The 15,118-nt window shown below is 50.8% G+C and carries 15 protein-coding genes; 11 read left to right on the forward strand and 4 right to left on the reverse strand.

Annotated features, from left to right (window positions below; genetic code table 11):
- Positions 1-231: 231 nt before the first annotated feature.
- Positions 232-486, reverse strand: a complete 255-nt coding sequence (dinI, locus tag ACMHLI_RS10915) for a DNA damage-inducible protein I (protein ID WP_056778732.1) — start codon at positions 484-486, stop codon at positions 232-234.
- Between the two features lie 115 nt (positions 487-601).
- Positions 602-1,651, reverse strand: coding sequence for a dihydroorotase (gene pyrC / locus ACMHLI_RS10920; protein ID WP_413529468.1), 1,050 nt, complete (start codon positions 1,649-1,651; stop codon positions 602-604).
- Positions 1,652-1,874: 223 nt separating this feature from the next.
- Here pyrC and ACMHLI_RS10925 point away from each other — a divergent pair, with 223 nt between their 5' ends.
- Positions 1,875-2,162 carry a putative quinol monooxygenase gene (locus tag ACMHLI_RS10925; protein WP_213052285.1) on the forward strand — a complete coding sequence of 96 codons (288 nt, stop codon included), beginning with the start codon at positions 1,875-1,877 and terminating at the stop codon, positions 2,160-2,162.
- A gap of 100 nt (positions 2,163-2,262) precedes the next feature.
- On the opposite strand, the gene rne is transcribed toward ACMHLI_RS10925, so the two are convergent.
- Positions 2,263-5,565 carry a ribonuclease E gene (rne, locus tag ACMHLI_RS10930; RefSeq protein WP_413529469.1) on the reverse strand — a complete coding sequence of 1,101 codons (3,303 nt, stop codon included), beginning with the start codon at positions 5,563-5,565 and terminating at the stop codon, positions 2,263-2,265.
- Positions 5,566-6,154: 589 nt separating this feature from the next.
- On the opposite strand from rne, the gene rluC reads away from it, so the two are divergent.
- The gene (gene rluC, locus ACMHLI_RS10935) at positions 6,155-7,117 is read left to right on the forward strand and encodes a 23S rRNA pseudouridine(955/2504/2580) synthase RluC (protein ID WP_413529470.1); all 963 of its coding nucleotides are present in this window, start codon (positions 6,155-6,157) and stop codon (positions 7,115-7,117) included.
- Between the two features lie 67 nt (positions 7,118-7,184).
- Here the strand turns inward: rluC and ACMHLI_RS10940 are convergent, their stop codons facing one another.
- On the reverse strand, positions 7,185-7,778 hold the full coding sequence (locus tag ACMHLI_RS10940) for a Maf family protein (protein WP_413529471.1): 594 nt from the start codon (positions 7,776-7,778) through the stop codon (positions 7,185-7,187).
- Positions 7,779-7,919: 141 nt separating this feature from the next.
- On the opposite strand from ACMHLI_RS10940, the gene yceD reads away from it, so the two are divergent.
- From yceD to pabC, 9 genes are all read left to right on the forward strand, one after another.
- Positions 7,920-8,444 (forward strand): 23S rRNA accumulation protein YceD, encoded by a 525-nt coding sequence (yceD, locus tag ACMHLI_RS10945; RefSeq protein ID WP_413529472.1) that lies wholly within the window; start codon positions 7,920-7,922, stop codon positions 8,442-8,444.
- Positions 8,445-8,456: 12 nt separating this feature from the next.
- The gene (rpmF, locus tag ACMHLI_RS10950) at positions 8,457-8,624 is read left to right on the forward strand and encodes a 50S ribosomal protein L32 (RefSeq protein ID WP_013576249.1); all 168 of its coding nucleotides are present in this window, start codon (positions 8,457-8,459) and stop codon (positions 8,622-8,624) included.
- A gap of 48 nt (positions 8,625-8,672) precedes the next feature.
- Entirely contained in the window at positions 8,673-9,707 is a 1,035-nt protein-coding gene (gene plsX, locus ACMHLI_RS10955) for a phosphate acyltransferase PlsX (protein WP_413529473.1), read from the forward strand.
- A 6-nt stretch (positions 9,708-9,713) separates the two neighbouring features.
- The gene (locus tag ACMHLI_RS10960; RefSeq protein WP_112167305.1) at positions 9,714-10,667 is read left to right on the forward strand and encodes a beta-ketoacyl-ACP synthase III; all 954 of its coding nucleotides are present in this window, start codon (positions 9,714-9,716) and stop codon (positions 10,665-10,667) included.
- A gap of 19 nt (positions 10,668-10,686) precedes the next feature.
- Positions 10,687-11,616, forward strand: a complete 930-nt coding sequence (fabD, locus tag ACMHLI_RS10965) for an ACP S-malonyltransferase (protein WP_413529474.1) — start codon at positions 10,687-10,689, stop codon at positions 11,614-11,616.
- Between the two features lie 11 nt (positions 11,617-11,627).
- Positions 11,628-12,362: a 3-oxoacyl-ACP reductase FabG gene (fabG, locus tag ACMHLI_RS10970; protein WP_413529475.1), complete on the forward strand. Its 735-nt coding sequence runs from the start codon at positions 11,628-11,630 to the stop codon at positions 12,360-12,362.
- A 153-nt stretch (positions 12,363-12,515) separates the two neighbouring features.
- The gene (gene acpP / locus ACMHLI_RS10975; protein ID WP_015690190.1) at positions 12,516-12,752 is read left to right on the forward strand and encodes an acyl carrier protein; all 237 of its coding nucleotides are present in this window, start codon (positions 12,516-12,518) and stop codon (positions 12,750-12,752) included.
- Between the two features lie 101 nt (positions 12,753-12,853).
- The gene (gene fabF / locus ACMHLI_RS10980; protein WP_413529476.1) at positions 12,854-14,095 is read left to right on the forward strand and encodes a beta-ketoacyl-ACP synthase II; all 1,242 of its coding nucleotides are present in this window, start codon (positions 12,854-12,856) and stop codon (positions 14,093-14,095) included.
- A gap of 211 nt (positions 14,096-14,306) precedes the next feature.
- Positions 14,307-15,104, forward strand: coding sequence for an aminodeoxychorismate lyase (pabC, locus tag ACMHLI_RS10985; protein ID WP_413529477.1), 798 nt, complete (start codon positions 14,307-14,309; stop codon positions 15,102-15,104).
- Positions 15,105-15,118: the final 14 nt, after the last annotated feature.

The following is a 15,118-nucleotide window of genomic DNA, read 5'->3' on the forward strand; positions in this document are numbered from 1 at the left end:
ATGAATTTAATTGTAAAAAAACTGTGTTGATATATGAGGAGTCAGAATTATCTGGGAATTAACGGAAATTTTATTTTCACGGTGAGTGTTTTTTATACAGGCGTCAGGAATAAAAAACCGGACTGCGACGCCCGGTAAAATACTGAAATAGCCTTTCGGCGTGGTTTTAATAAACCTGATTATTATAAATAAGGTAGGGCAGCCAGGTTGATTTTCAGGCGTTTCAACGCGTTACTCATCGTTTTGATTTGAAAACCAGTCATCGGCACTTTCCCAGGTTTCCTGCAGAATTTCTTCGATCAGATCACGGTCAGTTTTTGCTCCACCCAATACCGATAGGCTATTTGCTCCGGCATAGCGGACCTGAATATTATTTTCGCGGTCTGAAAACTGTTTGTTAATTCTTTTACTCAATTCACCTGATAACGCGTCGAGCGCACCGACAGGCAGAGGTTTCGTTTTATCGATAGTGATTTCAACACGCATAGGACCTCCTGAATAGATTGACTGTATATTTATACAGTCAATCTGCTGTTTACGCAACAAGGAGATGAAGAGAAAATCGCGCTGCGGATTACTGCCGTTCATCCCTGACCTGTGTTTAGCAGGCCGTCACTTTCCAGTTCAGTGTCTGCCCTGCGAGGAATGGAACAACGCTTTCCTCGCCCAGCGCGATTTCTTCCGGCTGAGTAACCGTCGTACGTGTCAGCTCGATAAAATCTTCATTGACCGGTAAACCGTAAAAACGCGGGCCGTTCAGTGAACAGAATGCTTCCAGGTGATGCAGCGCATTCATCTCTTCGAATACTGTGGCATACGCAGGCATTGCCAGAGGTGCATTGAAACAACCTGCACAGCCGCAGCTCGACTCCTTGCGGCCTTTGGTGTGAGGGGCGGAATCGGTACCGAGGAAGAAGCGATCAGCGCCGCTGGCGATCACGTTCCGCAAGGCTTCCTGATGAATATTACGTTTCAGGATAGGCAGGCAGAATAGGTGTGGTCGCACGCCGCCCACCAGCATGTGATTGCGGTTAAACATCAGGTGCTGAGGCGTAATGGTAGCTCCGAGATACTGATTGCCCTCAAGAACATACTGAGCAGCATCTTTAGTCGTGATGTGTTCGAATACAATTTTCAGTTCAGGGAACTGGCGACGAACCGGCTCCATCACTTCATCAATGAAATACGCTTCACGATCGAAAATATCTACATGGCTGTGCGTTACTTCGCCGTGGATCAGCAGTGGCATGCCGATTTTTTGCATACGTTCCAATACCGGATAAATGGTTTTGACGTCAGAAACACCATGCTGGGAGTTGGTCGTGGCATTGGCCGGGTAAAGTTTTGCGGCGGTGAATACACCTTGCTCAAAACCGCGTGCGATTTCATCCGGATCCAGAGAATCGGTCAGATAGCAGGTCAGCAGCGGCGTGAAGTGATGGCCAGCAGGCACAGCCGCCATGATGCGCGAGCGATATGCCAGGGCCGCTTCCACAGTAGTCACCGGCGGCGTCAGGTTTGGCATAACTATCGCACGGCCAAAAACTTCGCTGGTGAACGGTAGCACCGTACTGAGCATATCATCGTCACGAAGGTGAATATGCCAGTCATCTGGGCGGCGGATTTTCAAAACTTGCGGTGTTGCGGTCATCAGGCAAAACTCCGGCATTGAGAGACAAGATATTGGGATCAGGTGCGGTAATGGGAGCATTAACGGCGGGGAACAAGAATAAGCGCAAAACCGTCGGGTTGCATCTGTTAAATAAACTTCGTATTGAAATCAATGCAGGGAAGGGGTCATAGTAGGTGCAGATGTGAGTCGCCGGGCTTGCCGGGGTACCCGCAAGCAAGACAAAAATAACAGGAGAACTACTATGGAAATCAGAGTTGTTGCCACTATTGCTGCTAAACCGGAGTTTAAGGCACAGGTAACGGAAGCTTTACTTGAGGTGATTGAACCCAGCCGGCAGGAAGTGGGGTGCTTGCAGTATGAGCTTCATCGGGACCTCGACAAAGAAGGAACTTTTGTCTTTTACGAACGCTGGAAATCGGAAGACGCGCTGAACCAACATAATAAAACAGAACACTTCCAGCGTTTCGCCGCAAGTCTGGAAGGTAAGCTTGATGAGCTGACTATCCGCCGCCTTAAAACACTGGCTTGATTATCCGCAGCCCTTAATGGGCTTATGCGCCAGAGGTTTCAGGCAATAAAAAAACCCGCCGAAGCGGGTTTTTTATACCTGTTACCAGTCTGTCAGAGTATTACTCTGATGGCATTTCAGGTTTTGTTGCCGGTGCGGTAGCCGTGCTGACTGCGGCATGACCACCTGCAGAACCTTTACCATCAAAGGCAAACTCAGGTCGAACCCAGTCGCTATGACGAGTCGGCTCTTGCACGTAAGCGGGCGCCGGTGCTTTGGTCATCGGTGCTGTAGCGTGAAGTTTGAAGCGCGGTGCTGCCACTTCAGTGCTTGTTGTCATTTCCGCAACCGAGGCAGTTTCCACAACCGGTTTTACTGGTGCAACAGGTTCAGCCTTCACTTCAGGCTCTGGAGCCGCTACCGGTGCCTGAATCTGAATTTCTGTTTCAGCCATAACAGCGACAGGTTCCACAACAATTGGCTCTTGCGCTTCAGGTGCAACAGCAACCACTAGGGTTTCCTCTACCGGTTCAGCTGTTTCTGGTTCAACCAGAACAGGCTCATCGGCAACAGGCTGTTCGGCAACTTCAGCTACCGCTTCTTCTGGCGCAACTGCTGCCACCACCGCTTCTGGCTCAACTTTCGCTGGTTCAGTAACCGGAGTTACCACAACGGGCTGAGGTGAAGCTTCAGTCGTTTCATTCAGCACAGGAGTATTTTCCTGGGCGATTTCAACCTGCTGAGCAAGTACTTCTGGCGCTTCGGTTTCATTCACATGCTGTTCATAAGCCTGAGCAACCGGGTAGGTGATCCAGACTTTACCGGATGCCATTTCAGGAGAAACGAAAGCACCAGCCATTGGCATTGGAGATTGGGTTGGGTAACGCTCATCGCGGTAGCGACGACGACGTTGGCCGCTGACGCGCAGATGACGCGGCGAACGACGTGAACGACGTGGCATACCGTTTTCACGGGCGTTGTCATTCTGGTTGTCATCGTTATCTGCTGAGTAATTGGTTTCAGCACCTGCTTCTTCATGTGAAGTAAATGCAGGTTCAGCAGGGCGACTACCGGTAATCAGCAATTGCGCAGCAGCTTCCGCTTCGTGATCCACTTCTTCTGATTCGAAGCGAACTTTTTGCGTTAACTGGCGACGCTGACGGCGTTGAGCTGGCTGGCGATCTTCCTGCTCTGCATCGTCTTGAACAACCGGGGCGGAGACAACCGGCTCGGCAATTTCCTGAACCACAACATCCTGAACCTTCTCTTCCGGCTGTGTTCTGCGTTTATCATCAGAACGGCGACGGGAGCGCTCACGGCGAGGTTGTTGTTGCTGCTCATCACGGGCAACAGTTTCAACTTCTTCGGTGCGCGTTTCAGCGACAACCGGTTCCGGATTACGACGGTTACGACGCTGGTCTTCACGCGGTTCGCGGTTGTTTTCGCGAGTGTCGCGGCTTTCGCCACGGCTATCACGATTGTTATCACGGCCTTCGCCACGATTACCACGGTCAGTGCGCTCACCACGTTCGCCATTGCGTTCACGACGTCCGCCCTGACGACGCTGATTGCGGCGATCGTTGTTGCGACGGGTTTCAGCGGCTTCAGTAGTTTCTGGTTCAGCTTTAGGCGCTTCAACAGGTTTGACTTCCTGCTGAGGTTCCGGTGCGAACAAGCTTTTCAGACCACTCAACAGACGGCTGACAAACCCTGATTTCTCAGCAACAGGCGCAGCAGGTGCATTGACTGTTGTGGTGCGTGTCTGGACCGGCTCTTCAGGCGCTGAAGGTTGCTCGAAGCTTGACGGCGGCGCTTCGCCTTGCAGGGCAAACGCGGCGAGGGCCGGTTGCTCAGGACGACGGCGCTCAGACGGCACTTCCTCAGAAGGTTGCAGCATTTCGGCTTCGTGAATCTGCGGAAGCAGGTAGCTCAGTGCAGAAATTTCTTCACCTTTACGTACACGCAGAACGTGATAGTGCGGAGTTTGCATCTGATCGTTTGGCACGATCACCGCGCGGACGCCACCCTGACGTTTTTCGATGGCATTCACCGATTCACGCTTTTCATTCAGCAGATAAGAAGCAATGGGCACAGGCACGATTGCATGCACTTCTTTGGTATTTTCTTTCAGCGCTTCTTCTTCAATCAGACGCAGAATCGACAGGGAAAGCGATTCGTTATCGCGCACAGTACCGGTACCGGCACAGCGTGGGCAGATATGATGCGTTGATTCACCCAGTGACGGGCTGAGGCGTTGACGGGACATTTCAAGCAGACCAAAGCGGGAGATGCGACCGATTTGAATACGTGCACGGTCCTGACGGACAGCATCACGCAGACGATTTTCCACTTCGCGCTGGTGACGCACTGGCGTCATGTCGATGAAGTCGATGACAATCAGGCCACCCAGGTCACGCAGGCGTAACTGACGGGCAATTTCGTCTGCGGCTTCAAGGTTGGTGTTAAAAGCGGTTTCTTCGATATCGCCACCGCGTGTTGCACGCGCGGAGTTGATGTCGATAGCGGTCAGGGCTTCGGTACTGTCGATAACAATCGAGCCGCCGGAAGGCAGACGCACTTCACGCTGGAATGCAGATTCAATCTGGGATTCAATCTGATAATGGCTAAACAGCGGAATTTCGCCAACGTACGGCTTAATTTTGCTGCTGAAGTCCGGGCGGCCCAGCGCGGCAATGTGCTCTTTCGCCAGTTCGAGAACTTTTGGGTTATCGATGAGGATTTCACCGATGTCCGGGCGCAGGTAATCACGAAACGCACGAACGATAACGTTACTTTCCTGATGAATCAGGAAGGGGGCCGGGCGGCCTTCAGCGGCTTTCTTGATGGCATCCCAATGCTTAAGGCGGAAGGTCAGGTCCCACTGCAGGGCTTCTGCGGATTTACCGACTCCGGCAGTACGCACAATAAGGCCCATGCCATCAGGCAGCTGCAGAGAAGACAACGCTTCTTTTAATTCAGTGCGGTCATCACCTTCAATCCGGCGGGAAATACCCCCAGCGCGTGGATTGTTTGGCATCAGTACTAGATAGCTACCGGCCAGGCTGATAAACGTCGTCAGCGCTGCACCTTTATTTCCGCGTTCTTCTTTATCAACCTGAACGATCACTTCCTGACCTTCGCGTAAAACATCTTTGATGTTCGGGCGGCCATGTGAGGAATAATTGCTAGGGAAATATTCGCGGGAAATTTCTTTCAGAGGAAGGAAACCGTGTCGTTCTGCGCCGTAATCTACGAATGCCGCTTCCAGACTAGGTTCAATGCGGGTGATTTTACCTTTGTAAATATTCGCTTTTTTCTGCTCATGGCCCGGACTTTCAATATCCAAATCATACAGACGCTGTCCATCTACAAGGGCAACGCGCAACTCTTCTTGCTGAGTTGCGTTAATCAACATTCTTTTCATCTTAACTTACTCGTTATTTTTCCATTATTGACAGAGCTGCGGGCAAAATGACGTCATGGCCGGATAAACCGTTGGCCCCGAGTCTTCTCGCAAATCGTCAACCTCACGGCTGTCGCTTGCATAGGGGCGCATTATTTCGGTAAGTCTGCTTTTGCTGTATTAAAGACACCAGCGTTGTGAAAGCAGCACTTTTATTAGGGGAATAGCTTCTGAATTTTAGTTTACAGATCTCATTCCGTTTGCCGGCCAAGCTGCAACCCGCAGCCCGCTAATTGCTTGATTTCACATTACGTCTTACGCCATTGCTGCGTTTTTGTGCGATCAGGCAAATCTATAATTCCTGCGTTTTCCCTAACTTAAGAGAAACAACGCGGAAAGTGACTTCATTATTCCATTGCAGGCACTGTGATAGCAAGGTGACTTTTCCCGTTATGACCAAGAATCTTATTCATCTGCGAGGTAATGCACATTGCTCGTGCTTTTTATCTGGTTTTCTTGCAGGTTTTCCACGGTAGTTGCTGGTAAGCTATGAGTTAAGCACATAAAAATCTGTGGCGCGAATCGTGCCTGATATTTAGAATCCCGAGCCATGAAAACTGAGAATCCAGCTGTACAATTAATCCCCATTTCTGAAGATGAAGCCGGTCAGCGTATTGACAACTTCTTACTTAAAATCCTGAAAGGCGTGCCGAAAAGCATGATTTATCGCATCGTGCGTAAGGGTGAAGTCAGGGTTAATAAAAAACGTATTAAACCAGAATACAAATTACTAGACGGTGATGTCGTTCGTGTTCCGCCGGTAAGAATCGCGGAAAAAGATGAAGCACCTGTTTCGGCCAAACTTGATAAAGTTGCGGCACTCACGGATTGCATCCTTTATGAAGACGATCATCTGCTGATCCTCAACAAGCCTTCCGGTACTGCGGTTCACGGTGGCAGCGGGCTGAGCTTTGGGGTTATCGAAGGATTACGGGCATTGCGCCCGGAAGCCCGTTTCCTTGAGCTGGTTCACCGCCTGGATAGGGATACTTCCGGTGTTCTGCTGGTCGCCAAGAAGCGCTCTGCGCTGCGTTCATTACACGAACAGCTACGTATAAAGAGTATGCAGAAAGACTATCTGGCACTGGTTCAGGGCGAATGGCCTTCCCATTGCAAAGTCGTGCAGGCACCTTTGCTGAAAAATATTTTGCAAAGCGGCGAGCGGATTGTCCGTGTGAATGCCGAAGGTAAGCCTTCTGAAACGCGATTCAAAATAGAAGAGCGCTACGAGTTTGCAACGCTGGTGAAAGCCAGTCCGGTGACCGGCAGAACGCACCAAATCCGCGTTCATGCGCTACACGCGGGTCATCCTATCGCATTCGACGATCGCTACGGTGAGCGCGAATTCGATGCCAAATTATCTGGAACCGGCCTGAACCGTCTGTTCCTGCACGCGGCAGCGCTGCGTTTTGAGCATCCAAATACCGGCGAGACGATGCGCATTGAGGCCCCGATGGACGCCAAACTGCGTAACTGCCTCAAGGTATTGCGTGGAAAAAACTCGTCTCGATAAGTGAATGCTTAGAGCAATATTTAGAGTAAAAAGGGCGCGCGCATTGCGCCCTTTTTTGTGCCTCTGACTAAAGAAGCGGATTAATACTGTGCCCGCGCAGCAGGCCCAAAAGGGCAATCAGCGGTAAACCAATCAATGTGTTTGGGTCACGCCCGGTCAGGCTCTCAAATAATGTGATCCCTAACCCTTCACATTTAAAACTGCCCGCGCAGTCGTAGGGTTTCTCACGGTGCAGATAGCCGGAAATTTCCTCATCGTTTAATGCCCTGAACGTGACATCAAAGGTTTCGCACAATGTCTGCGCTTGTGAAGTTCGCGCATCGAGCAGGCTGAGGCCGGTATAAAAGGTTACGGTTCGACCACTGGCAGCGCGCAGCTGACGAAAAGCATTTTCGAATGTATAGGGTTTACCGGTGATATGGCCGTCGATGACACAGACCTGATCAGACCCGATAATCAGATATTCGGGGTACGAGTTGCTCAGTGCGCGAGCTTTAGATTGTGCCAGTCGCTGCACCAGAACCTCTGGTTTTTCAGCTTCCAGCGGCGTTTCATCAATATCGGGCGCAGCACAGGTAAAGCTGAGGCCGGTCTTATCAAGCAGTGCCTTTCTGTAGACTGACGTAGAGGCCAAAAGCAGTTTTGCAGGAAGTGTTGTCATAATTTTTTTCACAAAGCGTAGCGTTATTCAATCGTACATTTTAAACTGTTGGCCGCTGTGGAAGCGAATATTGGTGAAAGGTGCGGTTTTGAGGCCTTTTTCTTTGACTCTATGTCGTTACAAAGTTAATATGCGCGCCCTATGCAAAAAGTAAAATTACCCTTAGCCGTTGATGCGATTCGTACAGCCCAAAAGCGTTTAGATTACTCCGGTATCTATTCGCCTGGTCAGGTGACACGATTAGCGGCATCAGTGGTGAGCGTTGATTCTGATGTCCAAACTTCTTTGTCGTTTGATATCGACAATCTGCGTCTGGCCGTTATTAATGGTCAGTCTGATGTTACTGTGACTCTGGAATGCCAGAGATGCGGTAAGACGTTTGAGCACCAGGTTCACGCAACATATTGTTTTAGTCCTGTTCGCAATGATGAACAGGCTGAAGCATTACCGGAAGCGTACGAGCCGATCGAAGTCGATGAGTTTGGCGAAGTTGATCTGCTGGCGATGATTGAAGATGAAATCATTCTTTCACTGCCTGTCGTTCCGGTACATGAATCTGAACACTGTGAAGTGTCCGACGCGGACATGGTATTCGGTAAACTGCCTGCAGAGGTGGAGAAACCTAATCCATTTGCCGTATTAGCGAGTTTAAAGAAAAGTACTTAAGGAGTAAGGTCCATGGCCGTACAACAGAATAAACCAACCCGTTCTAAACGTGGCATGCGTCGTTCACACGATGCTCTGACCACTTCCACTCTGTCTGTGGACAAGACTTCTGGTGAAACTCACCTGCGTCACCACATCACTGCCGACGGTTTCTACCGCGGTCGCAAGGTTATCGGCTGATATTTGCCAGCTACTTATTCAAGTGATAAGTGCTAGCAAGGCGATACCTTGACTCGTCTAACCCTCGCGTTAGATGTAATGGGCGGGGATTTCGGTCCATCCGTCACAGTGCCTGCTTCATTGCAGGCACTTATCTCTAATTCTGAATTAGACCTTCTTCTGGTCGGCATTCCCGACGAAATCACACCTTTCTTAGCCAAAGCCGATCCTTCTTTATCAGAACGAATTCGGATAATTCCTGCTGAATCCGTTATAGCCAGCGACATGAGAGCGTCACAAGCTATACGTGCCAGTAAAGGAAGCTCAATGCGTGTGGCGTTGGAACTGATCAAAAGTGGTGATGCACAGGCATGTGTCAGCGCGGGAAATACCGGCGCGTTGATGGGATTAGCTAAACTGGTTGTAAAACCTCTGGATGGTATTGAGCGCCCGGCGCTGATGAGCGTATTGCCCAATCAGCAGCGAAGTAAAACGGTGGTGCTCGATCTGGGGGCGAACGTTGAGTGTGACAGCACGATGCTGGTTCAGTTTGCCGTGATGGGTGCAGTGATGGCGGAGGAAGTTGTGGGTATCAGTAATCCCCGCGTCGCCTTGCTGAACATCGGCGAAGAAGAAAGCAAAGGGCTGGATAACATCCGCGAAGCCGCAGCTATTTTAAAAAAAACCACGTCTATCAACTATATCGGCTATCTTGAAGGCAATGACCTTCTGACTGGCAAGACCGATGTGATGGTGTGTGATGGTTTCGTCGGAAATGTTACGCTTAAAACCATGGAAGGTGTAATAAGGATGTTTTTGTCACTGTTAAAATCCTCTGGAGAGGGTGGCAAGAAGGCCTGGTGGTTGAAGTGGTTGGGTCGGATTTTACAGAAGAAATTGCTAAAGCGTTTTAGCCATCTCAACCCCGACCAGTATAATGGCGCATGTTTGTTAGGATTACGCGGCATCGTTATTAAAAGCCACGGTGGAGCAAATCAGCGTGCGTTTGCTGTTGCTATCGAACAGGCCGTGCAGGCGGTGCAGCGGCAGGTCCCTCAGCGGATCGCCGCGCGCCTTGAAGCTGTATTACCCAAGAGTGACTGATCGTACATGTATACAAAGATTCTCGGTACGGGGAGCTATTTGCCCGTGCAAGTCCGGTCCAACGCCGACTTAGAAAAAATGGTGGATACCTCCGACGAGTGGATTGTCACCCGTACAGGTATTCGTGAACGTCGTATCGCTGCTCCGGATGAGACTGTGGCCACAATGGGCCTGCACGCAGCAGAAAAAGCACTTGAAATGGCCGGCGTCAGCGCAAGCGACGTAGGTTTAATCATTGTTGCAACAACCTCATCTTCACACGCATTCCCGAGCTCAGCCTGCCAGTTGCAGAATATGCTGGGTATCAAGGATTGCGCAGCGTTCGATCTTGCTGCGGCCTGCGCAGGATTTACTTATGCGCTGAGCGTGGCGGATCAATACATCAAGAACGGTGCAGTAAAACATGCGCTGGTGATCGGTTCTGATGTGCTTTCCCGTAAACTCGATCCTCAGGATCGCGGTACGGTGATTCTCTTTGGCGACGGTGCGGGCGCAGTTTTGCTTGGCGCATCTGAAGAGCAGGGCATTATTTCCACTCACATGCACGCAGACGGCCATTATGGCAATCTGCTGACGTTACCGTACCCAAGCCAGACTGAGCCGGAAAAACCTGCTTATGTAACTATGGCCGGTAACGAAGTTTTCAAAGTCGCGGTGACTGAACTGGCACATATTGTTGATGAAACGCTGACGGCGAATAATCTCGATCGTTCCGAACTCGACTGGCTGGTTCCGCATCAGGCGAACCTGCGCATCATCAGTGCCACAGCGAAAAAGCTGGGCATGGGAATGGAAAAAGTCGTGGTCACGCTGGATCGTCATGGTAATACCTCTGCGGCCTCGGTGCCTGCGGCATTTGACGAAGCAGTGCGTGATGGCAGAATTCAGCGCGGGCAATTAGTGTTGCTCGAAGCATTTGGCGGTGGCTTTACCTGGGGCTCGGCGCTGGTACGTTTTTGATTTAACAGGATCATATAAAATGACAAAAATTGCAGTTGTTTTCCCTGGTCAGGGTTCTCAGACGCTCGGTATGCTGGCTGATTTAGCCGCTGCGCATCCGATTGTTGAAGAAACATTTACCGAGGCTTCTTCGGTGCTGGGGTACGATTTATGGCAGCTGGTGCAAGAAGGGCCCGCTGAAGAACTGAATAAGACCTGGCAGACACAGCCTGCATTGCTGGCGGCCTCCGTGGCTATCTGGCGCGTTTGGCAGCAGCAGAACGGCACTCAGCCTATTCTGATGGCTGGCCACAGCCTGGGTGAATATTCTGCGCTGGTCTGTGCCGGTGTACTGGATTTCAAACAGGCTATTTCGCTGGTTGAACTGCGTGGCAAACTGATGCAGGAAGCAGTCCCTGCTGGAACAGGTGCTATGTATGCCATCATCGGTCTGGATAACGACGCGATCGCTAAAGCGTGTGAAGAATCCGCGCAAGGTCAGGTTGTTTCTCCGGTGAACTTCAATTCACCGGGTCAGGTGGTGATTGCGGGCAACAAAGAAGCCGTTGAGCGCGCCGGTGCTGCCTGTAAGGCGGCGGGTGCAAAACGTGCGCTACCGCTGCCTGTCAGCGTGCCTTCCCACTGTGCTTTGATGAAGCCAGCGGCAGACAAAATGGCCGTTGCGCTTGAAAACATTACCTTCAGTGCACCGCAGTTCTCTGTGGTAAACAACGTTGATGTTAAAGTAGAATCCTCTCCGGAAGCCATCCGTAGCGCGTTGGTTCGTCAGTTATACAGCCCGGTGCGCTGGACTGAGTCTGTCGAATTCATGGCCGCACAGGGTGTAGAGCAGTTATTAGAAGTAGGACCAGGCAAAGTACTGACCGGTCTGACTAAACGTATTGTTGACACCCTGACAGCTGCCGCAGTGAATGACACGGCAAGTCTGGCAGCGGCGCTTGAGCAATAAAAGAGGATAATATGAGCTTCGAAGGCAAAATTGCACTGGTTACCGGTGCCAGCCGTGGTATTGGCCGCGCTATCGCAGAAAAACTGGTTGCTGGCGGCGCGAAAGTGATCGGCACCGCGACCAGCGATAAAGGCGCGGAAGCGATCGGCGAATATTTAGGCGAAAATGGCAAAGGGATCATGCTCAATGTGGTTGATTCTGCATCTATTGAGCAAGTATTGGCGACGATTCGAGCTGAATTTGGCGAAATTGACATTTTAGTTAATAATGCCGGCATCACCCGTGATAACCTTCTCATGCGTATGAAGGATGATGAGTGGCAGGATATCCTGGATACGAATCTGACTTCGGTGTTTCGGCTGTCAAAAGCTGTCATGCGAGCTATGATGAAGAAACGGTGTGGACGGATTATTACAATTGGTTCCGTTGTTGGCACCATGGGTAACGCAGGGCAGGCGAACTACGCGGCGGCTAAAGCTGGCTTGATTGGTTTTAGTAAGTCTTTGGCGCGTGAAGTTGCTTCACGTGGCATTACTGTCAACGTCGTGGCTCCCGGCTTTATTGAGACGGATATGACAAGGGCGTTGACAGATGATCAACGCGCAGGCATTTTGTCATCAGTTCCAGCCAACCGGTTGGGCGATGCCAAAGAAATTGCCAGCGCCGTTGCTTTTTTAGCCTCTGACGAGGCCAGCTATATCACGGGCGAAACATTACATGTCAATGGCGGCATGTACATGATTTAAAAATTACGAAACTATTTGCGTTTTTTGCGGTAAAAACCGCAAAATAGAGCAAATTCGTGGTTTGAATAGCCTGGATTTAGTTGCATCTTTTTCAACATTTTATACACTACGAAAACCATCGCGAAAGCGAGTTTTGATAGGAAATTTAAGAGTATGAGCACTATCGAAGAACGCGTTAAGAAAATCATCGTTGAACAGCTGGGTGTTAAACAGGAAGAAGTAGTGAATGCTGCATCTTTCGTAGACGACCTTGGCGCTGATTCTCTCGACACCGTTGAGCTGGTTATGGCTCTGGAAGAAGAGTTTGATACCGAGATCCCTGACGAAGAAGCTGAAAAAATCACTACTGTTCAGGCAGCAATTGATTTTATCAACGCTAGCCAACAGTAAGCGTACATGCTTTAAGTTTAGATAGTTAGGCGGTCATTTGACCGCCTAAGTTTTTTTTATCCCACGGTATTACTACTTTTTTCCCTCCCTGGAGGACACCCGTGTCTAAGCGTCGAGTTGTAGTGACTGGACTGGGCATGCTGTCTCCTGTCGGCAATACTGTAGAGTCCACTTGGAACGCTCTCCTTGCCGGTCAGAGTGGCATTAGCCTGATCGACCATTTTGATACTAGCGCCTATGCAACACGTTTTGCTGGCTTAGTAAAAGATTTTAACTGTGAAGAGTTCATCCCGCGCAAAGATGCCCGCAAGATGGATGCCTTTATTCAGTATGGTATTACTGCCGGTATTCAAGCGATGCAAGACTCAGGGCTTGAAGTGACCGCTGAGAACGCGACACGCATTGGTGCGGCGATCGGTTCCGGCATCGGCGGGCTTGGTCTGATAGAAGAAAACCACACCTCATTGGTTAACGGCGGACCACGCAAAATCAGTCCTTTCTTCGTTCCATCAACTATCGTAAACATGATTGCCGGTCATTTGAGCATTATGTTTGGATTACGTGGACCGAGTATTTCTATTGCAACAGCCTGTACTTCTGGCGTACACAACATTGGCCATGCGGCACGTATCATTGCGTATAATGACGCAGACGTGATGCTGGCAGGCGGCGCGGAAAAAGCCAGTACCCCGCTGGGTGTCGGTGGTTTTGGCGCGGCCCGTGCGTTATCAACGCGTAATGACAACCCTCAGGCGGCGAGCCGTCCTTGGGATAAAGACAGAGACGGATTCGTTCTTGGTGACGGCGCTGGTATCATGGTGCTGGAAGAGTACGAACACGCCCGCAAACGTGGTGCAAAGATTTATGCTGAGATCGTCGGTTTTGGGATGAGCAGTGACGCGTACCACATGACCTCGCCGCCGGAAGACGGTGCTGGTGCCGCTCTGGCGATGGAAAATGCATTAAACGACGCTGGCATTTCTGCTTCTGCCATTGGTTATATTAACGCACACGGTACATCTACCGCTGCAGGCGATAAAGCCGAAGCTCAGGCTGTGAAGTCAGTATTTGGTGCCGACGCGCACAAAGTTCTGGTGAGTTCCACTAAGTCGATGACTGGCCACCTGCTAGGTGCAGCGGGTGCAGTGGAATCTATCTTTACCGTTCTCTCTTTGCGCGATCAGGCAGTTCCACCGACCATCAATCTGGACAATCCAGATGAAGGTTGCGATCTTGATTTCGTGGCTCACGAGGCGCGGCAGGTCAAGGGGATGGAGTATACACTGTGCAACTCGTTCGGATTTGGTGGCACCAATGGTTCTCTGGTGTTCCGTAAAGTCTGAGTCAGTCAGTGATGCTGAAATGAAAGGCCCGTTAATCGGGCCTTTTTGCTGTCTGCATAAAAGTACTGAAGTCTCAAACGACAGCTCAACAGAAGGCGTGTTCATGCCCGTTGAGCGTTTGGGTTCGATAAAGTAGGAATGCTCCACTTGTTGCGTGGTGTCTGCTCACGCAGGCTCTGCTGTCAGAATAGTGCGCCCGGAGGGTATACCCATGTGGATTAACGGTGTGGCAACAAAGACGTTGCTGGCAGGCGACCGCGCTGTGCAATTCGGCGACGGGTGTTTTACCACCGCGCGGGTGATTCACGGCAATATTCAGTTTCTGCCGCAGCACATCATCCGGATGCAACGCGCCGCCAGCGTCCTCATGATTGACAACGCAGACTGGCAGGCGCTGGAAGCTGAAATGATTCTGGCAGCTGCCGGATGTGAGGAAGGCGTGGTCAAAGCGATCCTCTCTCGCGGGCAGGGCGGGCGTGGCTACAGCGCCGCTGGTTGTACACAGCCAACGCGCATCGTCACTGTGTCAGATTATCCTGCGCATTATCATCAGTGGCGAAAGCAGGGCGTGACGCTCGGCTCAAGCCCGGTAGCACTGAGTAAAAATCCGCTGCTGGCAGGTATCAAGCATCTTAACCGGCTTGAACAGGTCATGATCCGCATGCATCTTGACCAGACGGACGCCAATGAAGCGCTGGTGGTTGACACTTCCGGTTGCCTGGTGGAATGCTGTGCGGCCAATTTATTCTGGCGCAAGGGTACCCGCGTTTATACCCCGGATTTATCGCAGTCCGGCGTTGACGGCATTATGCGTCAGCACATAATCCGCGAACTGGGTGCCAGTACTGAATGGACGATAGATATCGTCAGCGAAACACCCGGGACGCTGAGCGATGCTGATGAGGTTCTGATTTGTAATGCATTAATGCCATTATTACCGGTGACACAAGTGGATAAGCGCCATTTTTCCTCGCGTCATTTGTACGATTTTCTGCGCCATAGCTGTTAATAAGTGAACAAACA

It is taken from the genome of Rahnella inusitata (assembly GCF_965118895.1).
Taxonomy (GTDB): domain Bacteria; phylum Pseudomonadota; class Gammaproteobacteria; order Enterobacterales; family Enterobacteriaceae; genus Rahnella; species Rahnella inusitata_A.